A 25,584-nucleotide genomic window follows, 5' to 3' on the forward strand; every position below is an offset into this window, starting at 1 on the left:
TCGGGGTGGAAGACAGGCAAGATGGGGGCGTGACCCTTATCGATCAGCTGCCCCCGACCGACGACCCCGACGCCCTCTTCGAGGCTTTCTCGTCATGGACCGAGACGCAGGGGATCACTCTCTATCCCGCTCAGGAGGAGGCGCTGATCGAAGTGGTCTCCGGGGCCAACGTGATCCTTTCCACGCCCACCGGGTCCGGGAAGAGCCTGGTCGCGGCGGGCGCGCACTTCACCGCGCTGGCCCAGGACAAGGTCACCTTCTACACCGCTCCGATCAAGGCCCTGGTCTCGGAGAAGTTCTTCGACCTGTGCAAGCTGTTCGGTACGGAGAACGTCGGCATGCTCACCGGAGACGCCTCGGTCAACGCCGACGCCCCGGTGATCTGCTGCACCGCCGAGGTGCTGGCGTCCATCGCGCTGCGTGACGGGAAGTACGCGGACATCGGCCAGGTCGTCATGGACGAGTTCCACTTCTACGCGGAGCAGGACCGCGGCTGGGCGTGGCAGATCCCGATCCTGGAACTGCCGCAGGCCCAGTTCGTCCTGATGTCGGCCACGCTCGGTGATGTCCGGATGTTCGAGGAGGACCTGACCCGCCGCACCGGCCGCCCCACCTCCGTGGTGCGCTCGGCGACCCGGCCGGTCCCGCTCAGCTACGAGTACCGGCTGACGCCGATCACCGAGACGATCACCGAGCTCCTGGACACCCGGCAGTCGCCGGTCTACATCGTGCACTTCACGCAGGCCGCGGCCGTCGAGCGGGCGCAGTCGCTGATGAGCATCAACATGTGCACCAAGGAGGAGAAGGAGAAGATCGCCGATCTCATCGGCAACTTCCGCTTCACCACCAAGTTCGGCCAGAACCTCTCCCGTTACGTACGCCACGGCATCGGTGTGCACCACGCGGGCATGCTGCCGAAGTACCGGCGGCTGGTCGAGAAGCTCGCCCAGGCGGGACTCCTGAAGGTCATCTGCGGTACGGACACACTCGGCGTCGGCGTCAACGTGCCCATCCGCACCGTGCTGTTCACCGCCCTCACCAAGTACGACGGCACCCGGGTGCGGACCCTGCGGGCCCGTGAGTTCCACCAGATCGCGGGCCGGGCCGGCCGGGCGGGCTTCGACACGGCGGGCTTCGTCGTCGCGCAGGCCCCCGAGCACGTCGTGGAGAACGAGAAGGCGGTCAAGAAGGCCGGCGACGACCCGAAGAAGAAGCGGAAGGTCGTCCGCAAGAAGGCCCCCGAGGGCTTCGTCGCCTGGTCGGAGACCACCTTCGACAAACTGATCCAGTCCGATCCCGAGCCGCTGACCTCCCGTTTCCGGGTCACGCACACCATGCTGCTGTCCGTCATCGCGCGCCCCGGCAACGCCTTCGACGCGATGCGGCATCTGCTGGAGGACAACCACGAGCCCCGCAAGGCGCAGCTGCGCCACATCCGCCGGGCGATCGCGATCTACCGGTCGCTGCTGGACGGCGGCGTGGTGGAGCGGCTGGACAAGCCGGACGCGGAGGGCCGCATCGTGCGGCTCACCGTCGATCTGCAGCAGGACTTCGCACTGAACCAGCCGCTTTCCACGTTCGCGCTCGCCGCGTTCGAGCTGCTGGACGCCGACTCGCCCTCGTACGCGCTGGACATGGTCTCGGTGGTGGAGTCGACGCTCGACGACCCGCGCCAGATCCTCGCCGCGCAGCAGAACAAGGCGCGCGGTGAGGCGGTCGGGCAGATGAAGGCCGACGGCATCGAGTACGAGGAGCGGATGGAGCTCCTCCAGGACGTCACGTACCCGAAGCCGCTGAGCGAACTGCTGTGGCACGCCTACGACGTCTACCGTCAGAGCCACCCGTGGGTGAGCGACCACCCGGTGTCGCCGAAGTCGGTCATCCGCGACATGTACGAACGCGCCATGACGTTCACGGAGTTCACCTCCAACTACGAGCTGGCCCGCACCGAGGGCATCGTGCTGCGGTATCTCGCGAGCGCGTACAAGGCGCTGGAGCACACCATCCCGGACGACATCAAGTCCGAGGACCTGGAGGACCTCATCGCCTGGCTCGGCGAAATGGTCCGTCAGGTCGACTCCAGTCTCCTCGACGAGTGGGAGCAGCTCGCCAACCCCGAGGTGGAGACGGCGGAGCAGGCGCAGGAGCGCGCCGACGAGGTCAAGCCGGTCACGGCCAACGCCCGCGCCTTCCGGGTGCTGGTGCGCAACGCGATGTTCCGCCGGGTCGAGCTGGCCGCGCTGGACCGGGTCCGCGATCTGGGCGAGCTGGACGGGGACGCGGGCTGGGACGAGGACGCGTGGGGCGAGGCGATGGACGCGTACTGGGACGAGTACGAGGAGCTGGGCACCGGTCCGGACGCCCGCGGACCGAAGCTGCTGAAGATCGACGAGGACGCCGAGCACGGCCTGTGGCGCGTCCGGCAGACCTTCGCCGACCCCAACGGCGACCATGACTGGGGCATCAGTGCCGAGGTCGACCTGGCCGCGTCCGACGAGGAGGGCCGGGCGATCGTCCGGGTCACCTCCGTGGGCCAGTTGTGAGCGCGCCCGTACCGGTGGCGCCGCTGCGAGAGTGGAGAAGAACCGCATGACGAACCCCGCCGAGCGCCTGGTCGACCTGCTCGACCTGGAGCGGATCGAGGTCAACATCTTCCGCGGCCGCAGTCCCGAGGAGTCCCTGCAGCGGGTCTTCGGCGGGCAGGTGGCGGGGCAGGCGCTGGTGGCGGCGGGCCGCACCACGGACGGGGACCGGCCGGTGCATTCGCTGCACGCCTACTTCCTGCGTCCGGGCCGTCCCGGGGTGCCGATCGTCTACGAGGTCGAGCGCGTCCGGGACGGCCGGTCGTTCACCACCCGCCGGGTGACGGCCGTGCAGCAGGGCAGGACGATCTTCAATCTGACGGCGTCGTTCCACCGCCCGGAGGAGGCCGGTTTCGAGCACCAGTTGCCGCCGGCCCGTGTCGTGCCCGATCCGGAGGAGCTGCCGACGGTCGCCGAAGAGGTGCGCGAGCATCTGGGCGGTCTGCCGGAGGCGCTGGAGCGGATGGCGCGGCGCCAGCCGTTCGACATCCGCTACGTCGACCGGCTGCGCTGGACGCAGGAGGAGATCAGGGACGCGGACCCGCGCAGCGCGGTGTGGATGCGTGCGGTCGGCCCGCTCGGTGACGATCAGCTGGTGCACACCTGTGCGTTGACGTACGCGAGCGACATGACGCTGCTGGACGCGGTGCGCATCCCGGTGGAGCCGCTGTGGGGGCCGCGCGGCTTCGACATGGCGTCGCTGGACCATGCGATGTGGTTCCACCGGCCGTTCCGGGCCGACGAGTGGTTCCTGTACGACCAGGAGTCGCCGGTGGCGACCGGCGGGCGAGGTCTGGCGCGCGGCAGGATCTACGACCGTGAGGGCAATCTGCTGGTGTCGGTGGTGCAGGAGGGGCTGTTCCGGCGGCTGGGCGAGCAGCGGACCTGACGACTGCTGCGGGGAGCAGCGGACCTGACGACTGCTGCGGGGAGCGTGCCCGTGCCCGTTCGTTTGGTTCAGGTGCCCGGCAGCGGGTCCTGTTCGACCTCGTGCCGGCGGGTGCGGATGTCGGGCGGAGCCGGGTGCAGTTTGGCGTCGCAGGCGGGGCCGAGACCGGTGCGGCGCGAGGCCGTGCCCGTGAGCGGGCGCCCGCACATGCGGCAGCGGACCGGCCGGCGGCCGGTGGCCGCGGCGGTGCCGGGCAGCGGCTCGGCGTCGGGGGCTGGTTCCGGGGACTCCACGCGTCGATCCTCCCAGGCGTACGGGGACTCCACGCATCGGCCTCCCCGGATTCCGGGGACTCCACGCATCGGCCCTCCCCGCATTCCGCGGACGCCACGCATCGGCCCTCCCCGGATTCCGGGGACTCCACGCGTCGCCCGCCCCGCGCACCCGTCTACCCTTCGACTTCCGGTCGCGCACAACGGAGGAGTCGCACGTGACCCACGCCCTGAAAGTGATGGCCCTTCCCACGGACGCGAACGCCGGCGGTGTGGCTCGGCCGGGCGTGGCCGAAGGCTTCGGCCACGTCGTGATCGACACGTCCCAGGGCCACTTCCACGTGGTCGCGTACCTGGAGCGCGAGCTGCCGCCGGGTGGCATACCCGCGTATCTCGCGGCGCGGAAGGACGGTGCCCGTTCCTTCGTGCTGTGGGCCGAACCGGAGCGCCGTACCAGGCTGGCCACGCTCGTCACCACCTCGGCGGGCAACGGCGTCTCGGAGTACCGGGTATGGGGCGGACAGGGCGAGCTCCTCGGCACGTTCGTGCGGGAGAAGGCCCTGTCCGGCAAGGGGCTGCGCACACGCTGGACCGTCACCCGGGCCGACGGCCCGGAGGCCGTCGGGTACAAGGGCCGGATCTTCTGGTGGTACGTGTGGTGGCCGCTGTTCCCCCTGTGGGTGCTCATCGGCGTGGCGAGCCTCTTCAGCGGCAGCGGCGACGTGCCGCGCGGGCCGCGGCGCATCGTCTGGCGAGCCGGCCGGGAAGCACCTCTGGAGTACCGGTCCGACGACCGGGTCGTCGTGCACGCCCCGTGGGCCGACCAGCGGCTGGCGGCCGCGCTCACCGCGGTGGTCCGCTCGTTCGACAGCTGGATCGGCACGCCGTGGGACGACAGGAAGAAGTGACGGCCGGCGGCCGGCCCGGCCGGCCGGTCCACGTGCCTCACCCCTCTCGGCGTTAGGCCATTGGATGGATACCGCGGCTCGCGGCCCGCTGCGGGCGCGCGCCTGACCGCCCTGCCGCGCCCCCGCCGCGGAAGGTGGTCGCGCGCGGTGTTCCGCGGGCCGCGACCGCAGCCCACGGCACCGGAGGGATGTCGTCCGAGGAGGCGCTTTTATGACGGCCGATCAGGTGCTCGCGGGTCTGGGACTGATCGTGGTGCTCGCGGTCGCCTCGCAGTTGCTGGCGAACCGGCTGCGGGTCCCGGCACTGCTCATCCTGCTGCCGGTCGGGTTCGCCGCCGGGGCGCTCATCGACTCCGTCGACCCCGAACGGCTCCTGGGAGCCGCGTTCTCCCCGCTGGTGTCCCTGGCGGTGGCGGTGATCCTGTACGACGCCGGGCTGGGTCTGGACCTCAAGCGGCTCAAGGGCCACACACGGCGGGTCGTGCACCGGCTGCTCGTGCTCGGGACGGTGCTCACCGTGGTGTCCGCCGCGCTGTTCGCCGTACCGGTCCTGGACATGTCGATGGGCGCGGCGGTGATGCTCGCCTCGATCCTCATCGTCTCCGGGCCGACGGTGGTCGGGCCGCTGCTCGGCTTCGTCCGGCCCACGGAGCGGCTGCAGCGCATCCTCATGTGGGAGGGCTCGCTGATCGATCCGGTGGGCGGCATCCTGGGGGCTCTCGTCTTCCACGGGGTTCTCGTGGGCGAGCGGCCGGGGTTCGGCCGCCAGGTGGGCGAGTTCGCGGCCAGTACGGCGGTGGGCGTCGCCGGTGGGGCGATCGGGGCCGGCGTGCTGTGGCTGCTGCTGCGGCGGGTGCGGCTCAGTGAAGAGCTGGCCACCTCGGTGCAGCTCGCCACCGTCATCGGCATGGCGACGGCCTGTGACGCGCTGCGTGACGACACGGGCCTGATCTCCGCCGTCGTGATGGGAATGGCGATGGCCAATCTGCCGGGCCTCGACCTTCCCGCGCGGCGGCCCTTCTTCGACACGCTCGTCTCACTGATCATCGGTCTGCTGTTCGTGTCCATCTCGGCCACGGTCACCCCGTCGTCGCTGCGGCACGTGGTGCTGCCGTCGCTCGCGCTGGTCGGCGTGCTCGTCCTGGTGATCAGACCTCTGGTGGCGCACCTGGCGACGCTGCGTACCGATGTGCCGCGCGGGGAACGGTGGTTCATCGGCTGGATGGCTCCGCGCGGCATCGTCGCCGCGGCCACGGCGTCCACGTTCTCGGCCGAGCTGATCGACAAGGGCGTGACGGGCGCCGAACGCATCCTGCCCGCCACCTTCGTCGTGATCGTCGCCACCGTGATGCTGTACGGGCTGACAGCGTTCCCGGTCGCCCGGCGGCTGGGGGTGCTGCGTCCGGCACGGTCCAGGCCGCTGCTCGTCGGCGGCGCGCCATGGACTGTCGACCTGGCGTGTGCGCTGCGTACGGCGGGGCTGGACGTCCTGATGTGGGCCGGCGCCGAGAGTGAGCGGGAGCGGATCGTGGAGGCGGGGCTGACGCTGGCCCCCGGTGAACTGCTCGCCGCGGCCACCGGCTCCGGCGCGGAGCTCGAAGGAATCACCGGAGTGCTGCTGCTCACGGACGAGGACGACTTCAACGCCCTCGCCTCGACGACCCTGCGCGAGAGCGTCGACGGCTCGGTCCACCGGCTCGCCTCGCCGTCGGCGAGTCATGGGGTGGTCGCGCCGTACACGGGCGGTGAGTCGCTGTTCGGTGAAGGTCTCACCGGGACCGAGCTCGCCCGACGGTACGAGGCGGGTGCCCGGGTGGTGGTGCGGCCGGCCGGTGTCGCGCTCCCGGAGCGTCATGCACTGCTCTTCGTGGTGAGTGCGGACAAGCGGCTCACCCCGGTCACCGGCACCCGGACGCCTGCTCCGGGCGCGGGCGACACCGTCATCCTGCTGAGCCCGCCCACCGGCTGACCGCCGCGGCCCGGCCACCGGCCGGACCGTGTGCCCCGCAGCCGGATCACCCCACTGTGCCGCCGCCCCCGACCGCCGTCGGTACGGGACGGCCACGAGGATTCCCCAGCCGAGGAGACAACGAGCATGTCGGCCGAACCCGCCGGAGCACCCGCCGACCGGCAACCCGAACCCGCCGGAGCACCCGCCGCCCCACAACCCGATCCCGCGGCCCTGATCCGGACCCGGGGCTACGCGGTCCTGCTGGTGATCGTGGCCGTCCTCGGAGTCCCGATGTCGGCGGGGGCCTTCGGCTTCCTCGCGCTCGTCTCCGAACTGCAGTCACTGACGTACGACGACCTGCCCAAGGCGCTCGGCTTCGCGGGGACACCCTCGTGGTGGCCGGTGCCGCTGGTCGGCGTGGCGGGGCTGCTGACGGGGCTGGCCATCCGCTTTCTCCCGGGAGACGGCGGGCACAAACCGGCCGAGGGACTGGTGAGCAGCGGCGCGCCCTCGGCCGCGCAACTCCCCGGCATCGCGCTCGCGGCCATCGCGTCCCTCTCCCTCGGCGCGGTGCTCGGTCCCGAGGCGCCGCTCATCGCGCTGGGCGGCGGTGCGGCCGTGTACGCGGTGCGGCTGATCAAGCCGGACATCGATCCGGGGGCGAGCGCGGTGGTGGGGGCGGCGGGCAGTTTCGCGGCGGTCAGCGCCCTGCTGGGCTCGCCGCTTCTCGGTGCCTTCCTGTTGATGGAGGCGTCGGGGCTGGCCGGGCTGATGCTCGGGGTGGCTCTCGTGCCGGGGCTCCTGGCGGCCGGGATCGGTGCGCTGATCTTCACCGGCCTGGGTTCGTGGACGGGTCTGGGCACCTACTCCCTGGCGCTGCACGAGGTACCGCCGGCCGACAGTCCGACCGCCGCCGAGTTCGGCTGGGCCGTCGTCCTGGGGCTGGGTGCCGCGCTCGCGGGGGCGGGAATCCAGCGGCTGGCACTGTTCCTTCAGCCTCGGGTGGAGCGGCGCAGGGTGGTGGCCACGCTGGTCATGGGCCTCGCGGTCGGCGTGCTCGCCTTCCTGTACGCCGAGATCACCGGGAACTCCCCCTCGCAGGTGCTGTACTCGGGCGAGCACGCGCTCGATCCGCTGCTCGCCGACAGTGCCCGGTACTCGGCGGCGACCCTGGTGGTGCTCATCGTCTGCAAGTCGCTGGCCTACTGCGCGTCCTTGAGCGCCTTCCGGGGTGGCCCCATCTTCCCGGCCATGTTCGCCGGTGCGGCGGGCGGCCTCGCCCTGTCCCATCTCCCGGGGCTGAACCCGACCTCCGGGTTCGCCATGGGGATCGGGGCGATGTGCGTGGCGATGCTGAAGCTCCCGATGACGTCGGTGCTCCTGGCCACGCTGTTGCTGGGGTCCCAGGGACTCACCGTGATGCCGCTCGTGATCGTCTCGGTGGTCGTCTCCTACGTCCTCACGCTCAGGATCACTCCTCCACCGGCGGCTTTCGCCACGAAACCGCCGACGACGTAGCGACGTCGTCGGCGGCCGCGACTCGTGCTCTCTCAGACCCCCTGGCGGTCTCCGGACCCCGCGCAGAGCGCCCAGATGATGAAGACGTCCAGCGCGATGAGGACGATGGACCACAACGGGTAGTGCGGCAGCCAGATGAAGTTGGCGAGTGCGCCGAGTCCGGCGAGGACGATGCCGACGACACGGGCCCAGAGCGCGCCGGTGAACAGGGCGCAGCCGGCGAGAACGATGACGATACCGAGAATGAGATGGATCCAGCCCCAGCCGGTCAGGTTGAACTGGAACACGTAGTTTCGCGTGGTGACGAAGACGTCGTCCTCGGCGATGGCGGCGATCCCCTGGAAGATCGCCATGGCGCCGCCGAAGATCATCAGGATGGCGGCGAAGGCGGTCCAGCCCGTCCGGAACGGGTGGGAGGAATCTGTGGCGGCGCCCCGCGCCGTCCCTGGCTGGTTGCTGGTACTGGCCATGTGGGCCTCCTCGGGTAGCGGAACCACCCGGCAGGACCGAAGCGCCCCGGCCGGGCGTCCCCAGGGACAAGCCTGGCACGGCAGCGCGCTACCGGCAGCGCGGAGAGGCTCGGCCCGGTCTGCGGGGCCACTCACCGACCCTCTCCAGATGGAGATATCATCTCCACCATGAGAAACGAAGCCGGGGCGGTGGAGGCCGGGCTCGCGGCACGCCTGGGCGAGCTGCGGATGGAACGGGGCTGGTCACTGGACGAGCTGGCCCGGCGCAGCGGGCTGAGCCGCTCGACCCTCTCGCGGCTCGAACGCGGCGAGCTGAGCCCGACCGCCGCCCAGCTCGGCCGGCTGTGCAGCGTCCACGAGCGGACCATGTCCCGGTTGCTGCTGGAGGTGGAGGCGCAGCCGCCGCAGCTGGTACCCGCCGGCCGGCAGGCGGTGTGGCGGGACGAGTCGACGGGCTTCGTCCGCCGGTCGGTCTCGCCTCCGCACGCGGGTCTGCGCGCGGAGGTCATCGAAGGGCTCCTCGACGCGGGTGCCGTGATCGCGTACGAGAATCCGCCGGTACCCGGCCTGGAGCAGCACATCTGGGTCCTGGAGGGGACGCTGGAGGTCACCGTCGACGCCACCGCGCACACGGTCGGCCCGGGCGACTGTCTCCGGTTCCGGCTGCGTGGCCCCTCGCGTTTCCACTGTCCGGGCCCGGATCGGGTCCGGTACGCGCTGATGATCGTCGCACCGTGAAAGGACCTGCCGCATGACCGAGATCGTTCCGGTGTCCGGACCCGAACTGGTCACGTACGCCGACGAGTTGGCCGCCCTCCTCGTGGAGACGGTCGACGGCGGATCGTCCGTGGGCTTCCTCGCCCCGCTCGACCGGGGAGCCGCCGCGTGCTGGTGGCGTGAGCGCGCCGGGTCCGTGGACGCGGGGCAACACCAGGTCTGGATCGCCCGGGACGGTGAGCGGATCGCGGGCACCATCGGCCTGGCCCGCGCGCCGCTGCCGAACGCCCGTCATCGCGCGGAGGTCGCCAAGCTGATGGTCCGTCCGTCGGCACGGGGCCAGGGACTCGGCAGGCGCTTGCTGGAGACGGCAGAGCGCTCGGCGGCGGAGGAGGGCGTCACGCTGATGGTCCTGGACACGGAGAGCGGCAGTCCGGCCGAGCGGCTGTACCGCTCGGCCGGCTGGACGGAGTGCGGTTCCGTTCCCGACTACGCCGCCGACCCGGCCGGCGTCCTGAAGCCGACCACCTTCTATTTCAAGGCGGTCGGCCGGGACGGTGCGGGGTCCGTTCAGGGGCAGAGCCCCTCGACGTCCTTGTAGGCGGCGCCGCCCTTCGTGACGAGCACGGTGTTCGCGGGGCCGCGGCCGCGGAATCCGGTCGCCACGCTCCGGGTCTCGTCCCTGCTGGACGCCCGGGCCCTGGAAGTGCGGCTCGCCGCACCTCCCCCACCTGCGGATCGTCGGCCGAGCGGTCGCGCTGCACGCGGTGAAACCGATGGGCCGGCTGCCGGATCGGGACAGCCGGGCGACCGGCTTCGTGCCGATGAACCCGTGGGCGTAAGAATGGCCGTGGAAGACACCGACGAGGAGACATCCATGACGCTGCACGACATCCCGCTCCACACCCTGACCGGCGAGCCGACCACGCTGGGCGCGTACAGCGGCCAGGCCGTCCTGCTGGTGAACGTCGCCTCCAAGTGCGGGCTGACCCCGCAGTACGCCGGCCTCGAACGGCTCCAGAAGGAGTACGGGGACCAGGGCTTCACCGTGCTCGGCGTGCCCTGCAACCAGTTCGGCGGCCAGGAGCCCGGGAGTTCGGAGGAGATCCAGACGTTCTGCTCGACGACGTACGGGGTGAGCTTCCCGCTGCTGGCGAAGACCGACGTCAACGGCGCCGGCCGGCACCCGCTCTACGCCGAACTCACCCAGCTCGCGGACGCGGACGGTGAGGCCGGCGACATCCAGTGGAACTTCGAGAAGTTCCTCATCTCCCCCGCGGGCGAGCCGGTCGCCAGGATGCGTCCCCGCACGGAGCCCGAGGCCCCTGAGGTCGTCGCGGCCATCGAGGCACAGCTCCCCGCCTGAGCACCGGGCCGGTACGACCCGGCCCCCGCCCCTGTCGCGCGGACAGGGACGGGGGCCGGTTCACCGGGGCCCGGCGGAGCATCAGCGGATGGGCATGCCGGAGAGCGTGCGGGCGATCACCAGGCGCTGGATCTCGCTCGTCCCCTCGAAGATCGTGTAGATCGCGGCGTCCCGGTGCATGCGCTCCACCGGGTACTCACGGGTGAAGCCGTTGCCGCCGAGGATCTGGATCGCCTGAGCGGTGACCTTCTTGGCGGTCTCGCTCGCGTACAGCTTGGACATGGAGCCCTCGGCCGAATCGAACGGCTTGCCGGTGGTCGCCATCCACGAGGCGCGCCAGACCAGCAGGCGCGCCGCGTCGATCTGCGTACGCATGTCGGCGAGCTGGAAGGCGATGCCCTGGTTGTCGATGATCGGGCGGCCGAACTGGGTCCGGGTCTTCGCGTAGTCCAGCGCGACCTCGTACGCGGCACGGGCGGTGCCGACGGCCATCGCGCCGACGGCCGGGCGGGAGGCCTCGAACGTGGCCATCGCGGCGTTCTTCACGCGCTCGCCGCCGCCGGAGGCAGCACGCTCGCGGGCCCGCGCGAGGCGCTGGTCCAGCTTCTCCTTGCCGCCGAGCAGGCAGTGGCCCGGGACGCGCACATCCTCCAGGACGACCTCGGCGGTGTGCGAGGCGCGGATGCCGTGCTTCTTGAACTTCTGGCCCTGCGAGAGGCCGGCGGTGTCCGGCGGCACGATGAAGGAGGCATGCCCCTTGGAGCCGAGCTCGGCGTCGACGACCGCGACCACGACGTGGACGTTGGCGATGCCGCCGTTGGTGGCCCAGGTCTTGGTGCCGTTCAGCACCCATTCGTCCTTGGCCTGGTCGTAGACCGCGCGCGTACGCATCGAGCCGACGTCGGAGCCCGCGTCGGGCTCGGAGGAGCAGAAGGCGGCGACCTTCACATCGTTCGCGTCGCCGTACATCTGCGGGATCCAGGTGCCGATCTGCTCCTCGGTCCCGTTGGCGAGGACGCCGACTGCCGCCAGTCCCGTACCGACGATCGACAGGGCGATGCCCGCGTCGCCCCAGAACAGTTCCTCCATCGCCATCGGGATGCCGAGGCCCGTCGGGTCGAAGAACTGCTGCGCGTAGAAGTCGAGGGAGTAGATTCCGACCTTGGCGGCCTCCTGGATGACGGGCCAGGGCGTTTCCTCACGTTCGTCCCACTCCGAAGCTGCCGGACGGATCACGTCCGCGGCGAAGCCGTGAAGCCAGTCACGGACCTGCTTCTGGTCGTCGTTGAGATCGAGCGTGAACTCGGCCATGTTCCCCTCCACGTACTGCCGTCAAAACTGATCGTTACTAGCGGTAACAACAGTCTGTTACCGACAAGTAGCCTCTGTCAACCGCACGGGCGGCGATCCGCGCACCGCTGGGCAGGGTGTTACGTTGCGCAGGCAGGACGGACATGCACGGTCAGGGGTGGGAGAAACGACATGGAGACCACACGACAGGCCGAACGCCAGCGGTCCGCGGCCGAACGCCGCCGCCGCGAGCTGCTCGAGGCCGCCGACCGCGTGGTGCTCAGGGACGGTCCCGGGGCCTCGATGAACGCCATCGCGGCAGAGGCGGGCATCACCAAGCCCATCCTCTACCGGCACTTCGGCGACAAGGGCGGCCTCTACCGCGCTCTCGCCAAGCGGCACACCGACGCGCTGCTGAGTGCCCTGCGGGCCGCGCTCGACGCCCCCGCCGACCGCCGCGCCCGCGTCGAGGCGACGCTCGACACCTACCTCGCGGCGATCGAGGCCCGCCCGCAGGTATACCGCTTCCTGATGCACCCGTCCGACGACGCGGCACCCCCCTCCGAGCAGGGCTTCGACGTGGGGCGGCACTCCGCCCCGCTGCTGCGCCGGCTCGGCGAGGAGCTCGCCACGGTCATCGCGGAGCGGGTGGACCTCGGCCCCGACAGCCAGGAGATGGCCCGGATCTGGGGCCACGGCATCGTCGGCATGATGCACGCGGCGGGCGACTGGTGGCTGGGGGAACGCCCCTGCTCGCGCGAGCAGTTGGTGCGGAGTCTGGCCGATCTGCTCTGGGGCAGGCTGGCCGCGGCGGGCGACCGCCCCGGCGGACCCGGGTTCTGACCCCCGCGGCCCTCAGCCGGCGCGCCCCCAGGGCGCCCGGCGGGCCGCGCGCAGCGCGCGTGCCCTGCGCAGCCCGGTCAGCCGGTCCGTGTAGACGGCCCCTTCGAGATGGTCGCACTCGTGCTGGAGGCAACGGGCGAAGAAGCCCGTCCCGCTGATCCGCACCGGCTCCCCGTCGGCCGTCAGCCCCTCGACCACGGCCTGGTCGAAGCGTGGGGTACCGGCCTCGATGCCCGGGAGCGACAGGCAGCCCTCGGGGCCGCGCACGGTGATGCCGTCGGCCTCGACGAGCGTGGGGTTGACCACGTGTCCGAGATGACGGACGTCCTCGTCGTCGGGGCAGTCGAAGACGAACACCCGGAGCGGCACACCGACCTGGTTGGCGGCGAGGCCGACGCCCTGCGCCTCGTACATCGTGGCGAACATGTCCTCGATCAGCCGGGTGAGCGACGGACCGAAGTCCGTGACCGGCTCGCAAGGGGCATGGAGCACCGGGTCGCCGAGCAGGCTCATGGTCCGGACGAGGCCGGAACTGCCGGGGATGGGGCGGTTTCGCATGACGGCCATCGTACGTTCCACCGCAACGCCCGATGCCGGTCGCGGCCATGGCCGGATCGCCGCCACGGCGACCTGTGAAACGTCGGGCGGCCACCCAGGCGGACAGTGCGGAGGTGACGACGGCCATGTCGCGCGACCTGCGGGTGCGGGCCGTCATCGATCAGCGGTTGCTGAGCGAGCCCGGTGCGGCGGGCCGGGGGGCGCCACCCCGGCCGACGGGGTCCAGGTACGCGCGGTCACCGAGGCCCCCCACAGGACCGTCCTGTCCCGCGGCCGTGACGGCCCTTGAACAGCCTTGTCCTGCGTCGTATCTCCGGCATGGCGGAAACGCGACGGCCGGACGCCGCGAGGCGGCGTACCGAGGACCCCCCGGGCCCCGGCTCGTGGGGTCGACGGCGTGAAATGACCGGGCGCCGCTGCTCCTGATCCCGGACAATCGCCCTGACCTGTATGTTTGCCAGACAAATGAAGTGGTGTTAGTTCGCGCGTGTCTCGTTCCACGGGAACTCCACGGTCCGGACGGTGCCGCCGTGCTTCCGCCGCGCCGGACATCGATAGGCTGGGCGCGGACCGATGCAAGGAGGATCTAGGACGATGGCAGGCAACACGGAGCCGTTGTCGCCGCGGGCCAAGCTGGCCGTGACGGCGGGCAAGGCCGCTGCGGCGGTGTCGCGAGCGGCCGGGCGAGGCAGCGGATCGGTGATCGGCGGCCGGGTGGCGCTCAAGCTCGACCCCGACCTGCTGGGGCGGCTGGCGCAGCACCTGGACGTGATCCTCGTGTCGGCGACGAACGGCAAGACGACCACGACCCGGCTGATCGCCGAGGCGCTGCGGGCCGCGGGCCCGGTCGTGTCGAACGCGCTGGGCGCCAACATGCCCGCGGGCATCACCTCGGCCCTGGCCGGTGGCTCGGACGCGCAGTACGGCGTGATCGAGGTCGACGAGAAGTACCTCGCCGGCGTCGCGCGCGACACGACGCCCAAGGTGATCGCGCTGCTCAACCTCTCGCGCGACCAGCTGGACCGGGCCGCTGAGACCCGGATGCTGGCCGAGAAGTGGCGGGAGGGGCTGTCCGGCTCGAAGGCCGTGATCGTGGCCAACGCCGACGACCCGCTGATCGTCTGGGCTGCCTCCTCCTCTCCCAACGTGGTGTGGGTCGCGGCCGGCCAGGCGTGGAAGGACGACGCCTGGTCCTGCCCGTCCTGCGGCGGTGTGATGCAGCGCCCCGGCGACGACTGGTTCTGCGGCGAGTGCGGCTTCCGCCGCCCGCCGCCCAGCTGGGTCCTGCACGGTGACTACGTGCTCGACCCGCACGGTTCGGCGTGGCCGATCCATCTCCAGCTGCCGGGCCGCGCCAACAAGGCCAACGCCACCAGCTCGGCTGCCGTGGCCGCCGTGTTCGGGGTGCCGCCGCAGGTCGCCCTGGAGCGGATGTACCAGGTGCAGGCCGTCGCGGGCCGCTACGACGTGGTCACCTTCCTCGGCCGCGAACTCCGCCTCCTGCTGGCGAAGAACCCCGCGGGCTGGCTGGAGACGTTCTCCCTGATCGACCCGCCGCCCACCCCGGTGATCCTTTCCGTGAACGCCCGCGGCGCGGACGGTACGGACACCTCGTGGCTGTGGGACGTGGACTACACCCAGCTCGCGGGCCACCCGATCTTCGTGCTCGGTGACCGGAAGCTGGACCTCGCGGTCCGACTCGAAGTGGCCGGTCTCGACTTCCGGGTCTGCGAGAACCTCGACGAGGCCGTCCAGCAGGCTCCGCCCGGACGCATCGAGGTCATCGCCAACTACACCGCCTTCCAGGATCTGCGCCGTCGTGTCGGCAACTGACCCCGGCCCCGGGCCCCTCAGGAGAGGACGAAGCATGAGCAACAACAGCCTGCGGCTGGTGTGGGTCTACCCGGACCTGCTGAGCACCTACGGCGACCAGGGCAACGCCCTCGTCGTGGAGCGCCGGGCCCGTCAGCGCGGCCTCGACGTGTCGCGCGTCGACGTGCGCAGCGACCAGCCGGTCCCCACGTCCGGGGACATCTATCTGATCGGCGGCGGTGAGGACCGCCCGCAGCGGCTCGCGGCGGAGCGGCTGCGCCGCGACGGCGGCCTCAGCCGGGCCGCGTCCAACGGCGCGATCATCTTCTCGGTCTGCGCGGGCTACCAGATCCTCGGCCACGAGTTCGTCAACGACCTCGGTGAGCGCGAGCAGGGCCTCGGGCTGCTCGACGTGGTCTCCACCCGTGGCGAGGGGGCCCGGTGCGTCGGCGACGTGCTCGGGGACATCGACCCGCGCCTCGGGCTGCCACCGCTGACCGGCTTCGAGAACCACCAGGGCGTCACCCATCTCGGGCCGACGGCACGCCCGTTCGCCCAGGTGCGGTTCGGCCGGGGCAACGGCACGGGTGACGGGACCGAGGGCGCGTACAACGACACCGTCTTCGGCACGTACATGCACGGCCCCGTCATGGCCCGCAACCCGCTGATCGCCGATCTCCTGCTGAAGCTGGCCCTCGACGTGAACGCGCTCCCGCCCTGCGACGACCGCTGGTACGAGGCGCTGCGCGCCGAGCGGATCGCCGCCGCGACACAGCCCGCCTGATGAGGCCTGTTTCGCTCAGCTGAGCGGAGTCCAGCAGGCGGACGCCCGGTTCGGTCCCGCCACCCTGCGCCGGTAGGGTGGCGGGGATCCAACCGGACGACGTGGTCCGGTCGTCGGCCCACGTTGCAAAGGTTTCCCGGGCAATGCGAATTGGTGTGCTCACCTCCGGCGGCGACTGCCCCGGCCTCAATGCCGTCATCCGTTCCGTCGTCCACCGCGCTGTGGTCGACCACGGCGACGAGGTCATCGGCTTCCACGACGGGTGGCGGGGCCTCCTCGAGTGCGACTACCGCAAGCTCGACCTCGACGCGGTCGGCGGCATCCTCGCCCGCGGCGGTACGATCCTCGGCTCCTCCCGGGTCCAGCCCGCGCATCTGCGCGGCGGTGTGGAGACGGCCAGGGGCCATGTCGCGGACCTCGGCCTCGACGCGATCATCCCGATCGGCGGCGAGGGCACGCTGAAGGCGGCCAACCTGCTGTCCGAGGCGGGGCTGCCGATCGTCGGCGTACCGAAGACGATCGACAACGACATCGCGTCCACCGACGTGACCTTCGGTTTCGACACCGCCGTCGGCGTGGCGACCGAGGCTCTGGACCGGCTGAAGACCACCGCCGAGTCCCACCAGCGCGTCATGATCGTCGAGGTCATGGGACGCCACACCGGCTGGATCGCCCTGCACTCCGGAATGGCGGCCGGCGCGCACGCCATCGTCGTTCCCGAGCGGCCCTTCGACATCGACGAACTCACCGAGCTGGTCGGCCGGCGCTTCTCGGCCGGCAAGAAGTTCGCGATCGTCGTGGTCGCCGAGGGCGCGAAGCCGCGCGAGGGCTCCATGGAGTTCGAGTCGGGCGTCAAGGACGTCTACGGGCACGAGCGCTTCGCCGGTGTGGCGACGCAGCTCTCCATCGAGCTGGAGCAGCGCCTGGGCAAGGAGGCGCGCCCGGTGATCCTCGGCCACGTACAGCGCGGCGGTACGCCGACCGCGTACGACCGTGTCCTCGCGACCCGCTTCGGCTGGCACGCGGTGGAGGCGGCGCACCGCGGCGAGTTCGGCATGATGACGGCCCTGCGCGGCACGGACATCACGATGGTGCCCCTCGCGGACGCCGTGGAGACCCTGAAGACGGTCCCCGCCGAGCGCTACGCCGAGGCCGAGTGCGTGCTCTGAGACACACCACCGTCTGAGAACCGCCCCCGGCCGCAGTTGCGGCCGGGGGCGGTTCTACTCTGGTCGGGACAACCGGCACGAAACAGGGACGTCCCGACGTTCCCATCGGGAGTGAACAGATGGATCACAGCGGGCACGGCATGAACATGGATCTGCCGCCGTTCACGCTGGGACGCGGGCTCCAGTTCTCCGCGGACCCGTTCTTCCTGATCGGCTGCGTCCTCGCAGTGGTCCTGTACGCGTACGCGGTGCTGCGGCTGCGCAGACGCGGGGACGGCTGGCCGGTCAGCCGGACCGTCTTCTTCGTCGTCGGGGTGCTGACCATCGCCCTGGTGATGTGTACCCGGCTCAACGACTACGGCATGGTCATGTTCAGCGTGCACATGGTGCAGCACATGGTGATCAGCATGCTGTCGCCGATCCTGCTGCTGCTCGGTGCGCCCGTGACCCTCGCTCTGCGTGCCCTGCCGGTGGCGGGGCGGGACAGGAAGGGGCCCCGTGAGCTCCTCCTGATGCTGCTGCACAGCCGCTACATGAAGATCATCACGCATCCCGCGTTCACCATCCCGCTCTTCATCGCCAGCCTGTACGCCCTGTACTTCACCCCGCTCTTCGACTTCCTGATGGGTTCGACGGCCGGGCACCTCGCGATGATGGTGCACTTCCTGGCGGTCGGCCTGGTCTTCTTCTGGCCGATCATGGGCATCGACCCGGGGCCGCACCGCCCGGGCTATCTGATGAGGATGCTGGAGCTGTTCGCCGGGATGCCGTTCCACGCCTTCTTCGGCATCGCGCTGATGATGGCGAGCGAGCCGATGGTGAAGGTCTACGAGAACCCGCCGGCCTCGCTCGGCATCGACGCCCTGTCCGACCAGAACGCGGCCGGCGGCATCGCGTGGGCGTTCAGCGAGATCCCCTCGGTGCTGGTCCTGGTGGCCCTGGTGTTCCAGTGGTACCGCTCGGAACAGCGGACGGCGAAGCGCTCGGACCGTGCCGCGGACCGGGACGGCGACCAGGAGCTGCAGGCGTACAACGCCTATCTCGCGTCCTTGCAGGCGCGCGGACAGTAGCGGTGGAGGGGCCTTCGGGGTGACGATGGCATCCACAGCCTCGAGGAGGGTGCGCGCATGTCCGGATCCACGAAGGCAATGGGAGTGCTCACCGTAGGTGCCCTGGTGGCAGTCACCGCGTACACGGTGGCGCTGGGGAGCAACGGCTGGCTCTGGTTCGGCTGGGTGGTGCTGGGGCTGATCACGATGGGAATGGTCGCCACCCGCGAGACCTGAGCCGGACGGGGAGGGGCCCGGCCTTCCGGTGCATCCGGAGGGTGCGGGCCCACGGCCGCCTCCGGGCCCCTGCCCCGGCCGGGCGGACGCTCCTCCGATGCGCGCGAACGGCGCACGAAGGGCACCGTGATCGACAGGCTGCGGCAATCCGCACAGTGACGGCGGCCGAACACACGGCGCGCGACACCGCGGACGTGAATTCGGGGCAAACAGTGACCTTGGGGGCCCGTGCCCGGCCGGGTACGAATCAGCACATCCGCACCCTCCACCCGGCCGCGGACGGCTCCCCCGCGGCACCCTGAGGCCGCTTCCCGTAGGCCCCGCCGAGCCGGCCCCCGGGGCCCGGACGCCGCCCGTCGTACACCATCGTGTACGCCCGGGGACGGCGTACACGCGCGCCGCCACGCCGTCCCGGACCCGCCCGGTTGTCACTCTCCGCCCCATGTCGGTACATGGTTGAACCATCCACATGGCCGTCGACGACCTCGACGAGGACTTCTCCGGAGGGCCGTCACCGGCGGCATCCACCCGGTTGCCCTGCGGATTCACCGTCTGCCCTCCAGCAGCCGATCGGTCGCGGCACCGGCTGCCACGTACCGTCACCCGGGAGCCTGGATCTCCCTCCCGTCACCCACCGTGCGCACCGGCCGTCAGCCCTCACGACCCCAGCCCGGCCGCCCGCACGCAATCGCGAACGGGCCGCCTCCGCCTCACCCGCGGCATGAGCCACTCCCGGAACGGAGCGTTCACGCGCCGTCGGAAGCACCCCCGCCGGCGGGCAACGCAGGCACCTCGAAGGGCGGCCAACCCCACCTCCCCCGGCGTCCGTTCGAGGAGTGGCCGAGTTAACGCGCTCGTAAGGCAGTTGTGATTTAAGTCTTGACAGGTGCCTATCACCACGCCACCTTGGGAGCGCTCCCACAATCAAGACTTGCACACTCCACTCCCCTCCCTTCTCCCCCAACACCGGGTGGTGAAAGGGGTGTTACGGGGCGCAGCCGCGCCCCCCGTAACGCTCCATGCCGCCCGGCCGAGGAAGGCATTTGTCATGAGCTTGGTGAAGCGCTGTAGACACAGCCGCACGGGAGGGCTCCCGACCCTCCTGGTCGGAGCCCTGGCCCTCGCCTCCACCCTGATGGGCGCACCGGCGACCGCGGCCGAGCAGGGCACCTTGCACGAACTCGCCACCGCCCAGGGCAAGTACTTCGGTTCCGCCACCGACAACCCCGAGCTGCCCGATGCCGCCTACGCGGCCGTCCTGGGCTCCGAGTTCGGCCAGATCACCCCCGGCAACTCCATGAAGTGGGACACCACCGAGCCGGCGCAGGGCCAGTTCAACTTCGCCCAGGGCGATGTGATCACCGACTTCGCCCAGCAACACGGCCAGACGGTGCGCGGCCACACGCTCGTCTGGCACAACCAGCTGCCCGGCTGGGTCGACGCGCTGCCATCGGCGCAGGTCGAGGCCGCCATGACGAACCACGTCACCGAGGAGGCGACGCACTACCGCGGCGCGGTCTCCGCGTGGGACGTGGTGAACGAGCCGTTCAACGAGGACGGGACCTTCCGCACGAGCCCCTTCTACACCGCCATGGGCAGCGACTACATCGCCACCGCCCTGCGCGCCGCCCACGCCGCGGACCCGGACGCCAAGCTGTACATCAACGACTACAACATCGAGGGCCTCGGCGCGAAGAGCGACGCCATGTACGCCCTGGTGAGCGAGCTGCTGGACGAGGGTGTGCCGCTCGACGGGGTCGGCATGCAGGCGCATCTGGCCGTGCAGTACGGCTTCCCCTACCAGATGCAGGCGAACATGCAGCGGTTCGCCGACCTCGGGCTCGACGTGGCCGTCACCGAACTCGACGTGCGTATGCAACTGCCCGCCGACAGCGCCAAGACGGCCACACAGTCCTCGTACTACCGACAGGTGACCGAGGCCTGCCTGGCGGTCGAGCGCTGCGTCGGCATCACCGTCTGGGACTACACGGACAAGTACTCCTGGGTCCCCAGCACGTTCCCGGGTGAGGGCGCGGCCAACCTGTACGACGAGAACCTGCTGCCGAAGCCCGCCCACTCCGCCGTGCGCACCGCGCTGGGCGGAGACGACGACGGCGGCGAGGGCGGCGAACCGGGCACGCTCAAGGCCCAGTACCGCAGCAGCGACTCCTCCTCGGGCGACAACCAGATCAAGCCGGGCCTCCAACTCGTGAACACCGGCGACACGGCGTCCGGACTCTCGGACGTGACGGTCCGTTACTGGTTCACTTCCGACAACGGGGCATCCACGTACGGCACTTGGTGCGACTGGACCCCGATCGGCTGCTCCACCGTGACCCATCGCGTCGCCGCCGTGAGCACCCCGAGGACAGGCGCCGACCACTACCTCGAAGTGGGCTTCACCGGCGGCAGCCTGGCGCCCGGCGCCACCACCGGAGAGATCCAGCTGCGCCTCAGCAAGACGGACTGGTCGAACTTCGACGAGTCGGACGACTACAGCCACGGATCCGGCAGCTCGTACGCGGACGCCGACAGGATCACCGTGTACGTCGGCGGCGAACTGGTCTGGGGCATCGAGCCCTGACCGTCGGCCACGCCGGCCATCCGCTCCCACCGCTTTCCGCTCCCCGCCGCATCACCCCGCGCCTTCCCCGCGCGTCTCCCCGCTCCCACCCCCGTCCCCCTTCTTTCGTCCCCCTTTCCCCAACGACACCCGCCAATGGAGGATTTGTGTCGATATCACGTAGAACATTCAGCAGCGCCCTGGGCGGCAGCCTGCTCGCCGCGGGTCTGGTACAGGGCACCGCCGTCGCCAAGCCCGCGTCCGCGGCCGGCACCGGCGCCCGTGCGGCCGCCGCCGCCGACGACCCGTACACCCAGGCCTTCCTCACCCAGTACGGCAAGATCAAGGCGTCCGCCAACGGCTACTTCAGCCCGGACGGCCTGCCGTACCACTCGGTCGAGACCCTGATGGTGGAGGCGCCCGACCACGGCCACCAGACCACGTCGGAGGCCGTCAGTTTCTGGATGTGGCTGGAGGCCGCGTACGGACGGGTGACCGGTGACTGGGCGCCGTTCAACGCGGCCTGGGCGGTGGCCGAGAAGACCATCATCCCCCAGCACGCGGACCAGTCCACCGCCGACTCCTACAACCCGTCGTCCCCCGCGACCTACGCCCCGGAGCACCCGCTGCCCAGCGGCTACCCGGCCGCCCTGGACGGCACGGTCAAGTCCGGAACGGACCCGCTCGCCACCGAACTCGCCTCCTCCTACGGGACGATGGACGTGTACGGCATGCACTGGCTGATGGACCTGGACAACGTCTACGGCTACGGCAACAAGCCGGGCACCGGCGGCGAGTCCGGGCCGGGCGCCGGAGCCTCGTACATCAACACCTACCAGCGCGGGGCGCAGGAATCGGTGTGGGAGACGGTCCCTCAGCCCACCACCGACCTCTTCAAGTACGGCGGCCCCAACGGATACCTCGACCTGTTCGTCGACGACGCGAGCTACGCCAAGCAGTGGAAGTACACCAACGCGCCGGACGCCGACGCCCGCGCGGTCCAGGCTGCCTACTGGGCGTTCCGCTGGGCCTCGGCCCAGGGCAAGGCGGGCGAGGTCTCGGCCTCGGTCGCCAAGGCCGCCAAGATGGGCGACTACCTCCGCTACGCGATGTTCGACAAGTACTTCAAGCGGATCGGCGACTGCACCGACCCCAACTCCTGCCCGGCGGCGACGGGGCGGGACTCCCAGCACTACCTGCTGTCCTGGTACTACGCGTGGGGCGGTGCGGCAGCCGGCAGTGGCGGCGGCTGGGCGTGGCGCATCGGTGACGGTGCCTCCCACCAGGGCTACCAGAACCCGCTGGCGGCCTGGGCGCTGTCCAACGTGCCGGCGCTGACCCCCAAGTCGGCGACGGCCAGGTCCGACTGGTCCAAGAGCCTCACCCGGCAGCTGGAGTTCCTGACCTGGCTGCAGTCCAGCGAGGGCGCCTTCGCGGGCGGCTGCACCAACAGCTGGGAAGGGAACTACGGCAAGCCGCCGGCCGGCACGCCCACCTTCTACGGCATGGCCTACGACTGGCAGCCGGTCTACCACGACCCGGCGAGCAACAACTGGTTCGGCTTCCAGGCCTGGGGCATGGAGCGCCTCGCCGCGTACTACCACGAGACGGGCAACGCGGCCGCCGAGGCGGTGCTGTCCAAGTGGGTCGCCTGGGCCTCTTCCGAGACGACGGTCGGTGCCGACGGCAGCTTCCGCTTCCCCTCCACGCTCAAGTGGACGGGTCAGCCCGACACCTGGAACGCGGCGTCCCCCGGCAGCAACGCGGGTCTGCACGTCTCGGTCGTGGACTACGCCAACGACGTCGGTGTGGGTGCCGCGTACGTCAAGACGCTCACGTACTACGCCGCCAAGTCGGGTGACGAGGACGCCGGGGCACTGGCGAAGGCGCTGCTGGACGCCATGGCGCTGAACGCCACGGACAAGGGCATCTCGGTGCCGGAGACCAGGAAGGACTACAACCGCTTCAACGAGGAGGTCTACATCCCCGCCGGGTGGTCGGGCACGATGCCGAACGGCGACACCGTCGAGCCGGGCGTGACCTTCATCGACATCCGCAGCTGGTACAAGGACGACCCGGACTGGCCGAAGGTGCAGGCCTACCTGGACGGCGGCGCGGCCCCCACCTTCACCTACCACCGGTTCTGGGCACAGGCGGCGCTCGCGCTGGCCTTCGCGATCTACGCGGAGCTGCTGGTGGAGGGCGGCGGCGAGCCGGGCGGCGACACCGAGCCGCCGACGGCTCCGGCCGGCCTGGCCGTGACGGCGACGACGAGCAACAGCGTGTCGCTGTCCTGGTCCGCCTCCACCGACAACGTCGCCGTGACCGGCTACGACGTCTACCGCAACGGGGTCCTGGCGGGCAACGCCACCACCCGGACGTTCACCGACACGGACCTCGCCGCGGCGACCGAGTACACCTACGCGGTCGCGGCACGGGACGCGGGCGGCAACACCTCGGCGCTGTCGGCCGCGGTGACCGCCACCACGAAGACGGGCGGCTCGACCGGCACCGGCGCGGTGAAGGTCCAGTACAAGAACAGCGACTCGTCCACCACCGACAACCAGATCAGGCTGGGCCTGCAGGTGGTGAACACGGGCAGCGCCCCGATCGACCTGTCGACGGTGAAGGTGCGCTACTGGTTCACCTCCGACGGCGGCCCGAGCACCTTCGGCACCTACTGCGACTACGCCGCTCTCGGCTCGTCCAACATCACGCACAAGGTGGTCGCCGTCTCCAGCCCCAAGACGGGTGCCGACCGGTACCTGGAGGTCGGCTTCACCGGCGGCGCCGGCACGCTGGCCGCGGGTGCGTCGACGGGCGAGCTCCAGCTGCGGCTCAACAAGAGCGACTGGTCCAACTTCAACGAGAGCAACGACTACAGCCGGGCCACCAACACCGCGTACGCCGACTCCTCCAAGGTCGGCGCCTATGTCGCCGGCGCCCTTGCCTGGGGCGTCGAGCCGTGACCGGCCCGAGACTGCCGGCGCTGGCGGGGGCGGCCGCCGCGCTCGTACTCGCCGCCGCGTCGATGCTCACCGGCGCCCCGGCCGCTTCGGCGGCGCCGGTCACCGACTGCACCCAGTGGGGCACCACCGAACTGCAGGGCGGGGAGTACCTCTACCAGCAGAACGAGTGGAACTCCGAAGCCGAGCAGTGCGTCAGCGTGGACCCGGACACGGGAGCCTGGAGCGTCACCAAGTCCTCGTTCTCGCTGCCGACGAACGGTGCCCCGGCGACGTACCCCTCCAGTTACAAGGGCTGTCACTGGGGGGCGTGCACGACGGACAGCGGGCTGCCGCTGCGCGTCGACGAGCTGGGCAGCGTGACGACCGACTGGTCGACCACCCAGGTCGGCTCCGGCGCGTACAACGTGTCGATGGACATCTGGTTCAACTCGGCGCCGGTCACCGACGATCAGCCGGACGGCACCGAGGTGATGATCTGGATGAACCACCGAGGCGGAGTCCAGCCGATCGGGTCCCGCACCGCGACGGTGCAGCTCGACGGCCGGACGTGGGACGTCTGGACCGGTCCCGGCGCCTCCGGCTGGAAGGTGATCTCGTACGTCCTCCAGGGCGGCGCCACCGAGCTCGCCGACTTCGATGTGCTGGACCTGATCGACGACGGCGTGGGCCGTGGGTCGATCAACCCGGCGCACTACCTCATCGACGCCGAGGCCGGCTTCGAGATCTGGCAGGGCGGGCAGGGCCTCGGGATGAACGAGTTCGCCTTCGAGGCGAGCACGGAGTCCGGTGGCGGCGGGGAGGACACCCAGGCGCCGACGGTGCCGGCCGGTGTGACCGTGACCGGCACGACCGCCGGCTCGGTCTCCCTGTCCTGGACCCCCGCGACGGACGACACGGGCGTCAGCGGGTACGACGTCTACCGCGACGGGGTGAAGGCGGGCTCGACCACATCCACCTCGTTCACCGACACCGGTCTCGCCGCCTCGTCCTCGCACAGCTACACCGTGCGGGCCAGGGACGCCGCCGGGAACACGTCCGCGGCCTCCGTGGCGGTCAGCGCGACCACCACGGCAGGAGGCGGCGGAACGACCGGGACGCTCAAGGTGCAGTACAAGAACAACGACTCGGCGCCCGGCGACAACCAGATCAGGCCCGGCTTCCAGCTGGTCAACACCGGCAGCACGGCGGTGGACCTGAGCAAGGTCTCCCTGCGCTACTGGTTCAGCGGTGAGTCCGGCTCCGCCTCGTACGGCACCTCGTGCGACTACGCGGTGATCGGCTGCGGCACGGTGACCCACCGCGTGGCGTCCGCCGGCTCCGCACCGGGCGCGGACCACTACCTGGAGGTCGGCTTCAGCGGCGGCAGCCTCGCCCCCGGAGCCTCCACCGGGGAGATGCAGCTCCGGTTCAACAAGGCCGACTGGTCCTCCTTCAACGAGACCGACGACTACAGCAGGGCCGCCAACACGGCCTTCGCCGACGCCTCGAAGGTCGGGGTGTACGTCAACGGAGCCCTGACCGCGGGCACCGCTCCCTGACCTGTCGCCGAACAGCAGGTCACCCACTGAACTCCCGGTGGCGGGCTATCCATTCACCCCGCTCCGCCCGCCATCGGGGAACCACCGGCGTCCTCACCG

Annotated in this window: 21 protein-coding genes; 17 read left to right on the plus strand and 4 right to left on the minus strand. The window is 70.8% G+C overall.

Features of this window, described 5'->3' with window-relative positions:
• Positions 1-29 precede the first annotated feature (29 nt).
• Both OG446_RS03185 and OG446_RS03190 read left to right on the plus strand, forming a co-directional pair.
• A complete protein-coding gene (locus OG446_RS03185; protein WP_148015342.1) occupies positions 30-2,543 on the plus strand; it encodes a DEAD/DEAH box helicase in 2,514 nt (837 codons plus the stop codon).
• 46 nt (positions 2,544-2,589) lie between these two features.
• On the plus strand, positions 2,590-3,471 hold the full coding sequence (locus OG446_RS03190; RefSeq protein WP_328892576.1) for an acyl-CoA thioesterase: 882 nt from the start codon (positions 2,590-2,592) through the stop codon (positions 3,469-3,471).
• A gap of 68 nt (positions 3,472-3,539) precedes the next feature.
• Here OG446_RS03190 and OG446_RS03195 read toward each other — a convergent pair whose 3' ends face one another.
• Entirely contained in the window at positions 3,540-3,764 is a 225-nt protein-coding gene (locus tag OG446_RS03195; RefSeq protein ID WP_328892577.1) for a DUF6011 domain-containing protein, read from the minus strand.
• A gap of 197 nt (positions 3,765-3,961) precedes the next feature.
• Here OG446_RS03195 and OG446_RS03200 point away from each other — a divergent pair, with 197 nt between their 5' ends.
• The 3 genes from OG446_RS03200 (at position 3,962) to OG446_RS03210 (ending at position 8,120) form a co-directional block, all read left to right on the plus strand.
• On the plus strand, positions 3,962-4,651 hold the full coding sequence (locus OG446_RS03200; protein WP_328892578.1) for a hypothetical protein: 690 nt from the start codon (positions 3,962-3,964) through the stop codon (positions 4,649-4,651).
• Between the two features lie 211 nt (positions 4,652-4,862).
• Complete coding sequence (locus OG446_RS03205; RefSeq protein WP_328892579.1) at positions 4,863-6,620, plus strand: cation:proton antiporter; 1,758 nt, start codon at positions 4,863-4,865, stop codon at positions 6,618-6,620.
• Between the two features lie 126 nt (positions 6,621-6,746).
• Positions 6,747-8,120 (plus strand): chloride channel protein, encoded by a 1,374-nt coding sequence (locus OG446_RS03210; RefSeq protein ID WP_328892580.1) that lies wholly within the window; start codon positions 6,747-6,749, stop codon positions 8,118-8,120.
• 32 nt (positions 8,121-8,152) lie between these two features.
• Here the strand turns inward: OG446_RS03210 and OG446_RS03215 are convergent, their stop codons facing one another.
• Complete coding sequence (locus OG446_RS03215) at positions 8,153-8,590, minus strand: DUF7144 family membrane protein (protein ID WP_328892581.1); 438 nt, start codon at positions 8,588-8,590, stop codon at positions 8,153-8,155.
• A gap of 168 nt (positions 8,591-8,758) precedes the next feature.
• Between OG446_RS03215 and OG446_RS03220 the strand changes: the two genes are divergently transcribed.
• The 3 genes from OG446_RS03220 (at position 8,759) to OG446_RS03230 (ending at position 10,673) form a co-directional block, all read left to right on the plus strand.
• Positions 8,759-9,328, plus strand: coding sequence for a helix-turn-helix domain-containing protein (locus tag OG446_RS03220; RefSeq protein ID WP_328892582.1), 570 nt, complete (start codon positions 8,759-8,761; stop codon positions 9,326-9,328).
• A 13-nt stretch (positions 9,329-9,341) separates the two neighbouring features.
• Positions 9,342-9,908 carry a GNAT family N-acetyltransferase gene (locus tag OG446_RS03225; protein ID WP_328892583.1) on the plus strand — a complete coding sequence of 189 codons (567 nt, stop codon included), beginning with the start codon at positions 9,342-9,344 and terminating at the stop codon, positions 9,906-9,908.
• A 276-nt stretch (positions 9,909-10,184) separates the two neighbouring features.
• The gene (locus tag OG446_RS03230; RefSeq protein WP_328892584.1) at positions 10,185-10,673 is read left to right on the plus strand and encodes a glutathione peroxidase; all 489 of its coding nucleotides are present in this window, start codon (positions 10,185-10,187) and stop codon (positions 10,671-10,673) included.
• Between the two features lie 81 nt (positions 10,674-10,754).
• On the opposite strand, the gene OG446_RS03235 is transcribed toward OG446_RS03230, so the two are convergent.
• Positions 10,755-11,984, minus strand: a complete 1,230-nt coding sequence (locus OG446_RS03235) for an acyl-CoA dehydrogenase family protein (RefSeq protein WP_328892585.1) — start codon at positions 11,982-11,984, stop codon at positions 10,755-10,757.
• Between the two features lie 171 nt (positions 11,985-12,155).
• On the opposite strand from OG446_RS03235, the gene OG446_RS03240 reads away from it, so the two are divergent.
• Entirely contained in the window at positions 12,156-12,806 is a 651-nt protein-coding gene (locus OG446_RS03240) for a TetR family transcriptional regulator (RefSeq protein WP_328892586.1), read from the plus strand.
• 12 nt (positions 12,807-12,818) lie between these two features.
• Here the strand turns inward: OG446_RS03240 and def are convergent, their stop codons facing one another.
• Entirely contained in the window at positions 12,819-13,364 is a 546-nt protein-coding gene (gene def, locus OG446_RS03245) for a peptide deformylase (RefSeq protein ID WP_328892587.1), read from the minus strand.
• Between the two features lie 594 nt (positions 13,365-13,958).
• On the opposite strand from def, the gene OG446_RS03250 reads away from it, so the two are divergent.
• The 8 genes from OG446_RS03250 to OG446_RS37135 all read left to right on the plus strand — a co-directional run bounded on the left by OG446_RS03250 (position 13,959) and on the right by OG446_RS37135 (position 25,485).
• The gene (locus OG446_RS03250) at positions 13,959-15,197 is read left to right on the plus strand and encodes a Mur ligase family protein (protein ID WP_148015277.1); all 1,239 of its coding nucleotides are present in this window, start codon (positions 13,959-13,961) and stop codon (positions 15,195-15,197) included.
• 34 nt (positions 15,198-15,231) lie between these two features.
• A complete protein-coding gene (locus OG446_RS03255) occupies positions 15,232-15,960 on the plus strand; it encodes a type 1 glutamine amidotransferase (RefSeq protein ID WP_148015276.1) in 729 nt (242 codons plus the stop codon).
• Between the two features lie 143 nt (positions 15,961-16,103).
• The gene (locus OG446_RS03260; RefSeq protein ID WP_328892588.1) at positions 16,104-17,129 is read left to right on the plus strand and encodes a 6-phosphofructokinase; all 1,026 of its coding nucleotides are present in this window, start codon (positions 16,104-16,106) and stop codon (positions 17,127-17,129) included.
• Between the two features lie 119 nt (positions 17,130-17,248).
• Complete coding sequence (locus OG446_RS03265) at positions 17,249-18,199, plus strand: cytochrome c oxidase assembly protein (RefSeq protein WP_328892589.1); 951 nt, start codon at positions 17,249-17,251, stop codon at positions 18,197-18,199.
• Between the two features lie 57 nt (positions 18,200-18,256).
• A complete protein-coding gene (locus tag OG446_RS03270) occupies positions 18,257-18,415 on the plus strand; it encodes a hypothetical protein (protein WP_148015273.1) in 159 nt (52 codons plus the stop codon).
• A 1,048-nt stretch (positions 18,416-19,463) separates the two neighbouring features.
• Complete coding sequence (locus OG446_RS03275; RefSeq protein WP_328892590.1) at positions 19,464-20,999, plus strand: endo-1,4-beta-xylanase; 1,536 nt, start codon at positions 19,464-19,466, stop codon at positions 20,997-20,999.
• Between the two features lie 191 nt (positions 21,000-21,190).
• Positions 21,191-23,947, plus strand: a complete 2,757-nt coding sequence (locus OG446_RS03280; RefSeq protein ID WP_328898184.1) for a glycoside hydrolase family 48 protein — start codon at positions 21,191-21,193, stop codon at positions 23,945-23,947.
• Between the two features lie 62 nt (positions 23,948-24,009).
• Positions 24,010-25,485, plus strand: a complete 1,476-nt coding sequence (locus OG446_RS37135; protein WP_443050262.1) for a GH12 family glycosyl hydrolase domain-containing protein — start codon at positions 24,010-24,012, stop codon at positions 25,483-25,485.
• The last annotated feature ends 99 nt before the right edge of the window (positions 25,486-25,584 follow it).

Origin of the sequence: Streptomyces sp. NBC_00236 (assembly GCF_036195045.1) — a bacterium.
In the GTDB taxonomy this organism is placed as follows: domain Bacteria; phylum Actinomycetota; class Actinomycetes; order Streptomycetales; family Streptomycetaceae; genus Streptomyces.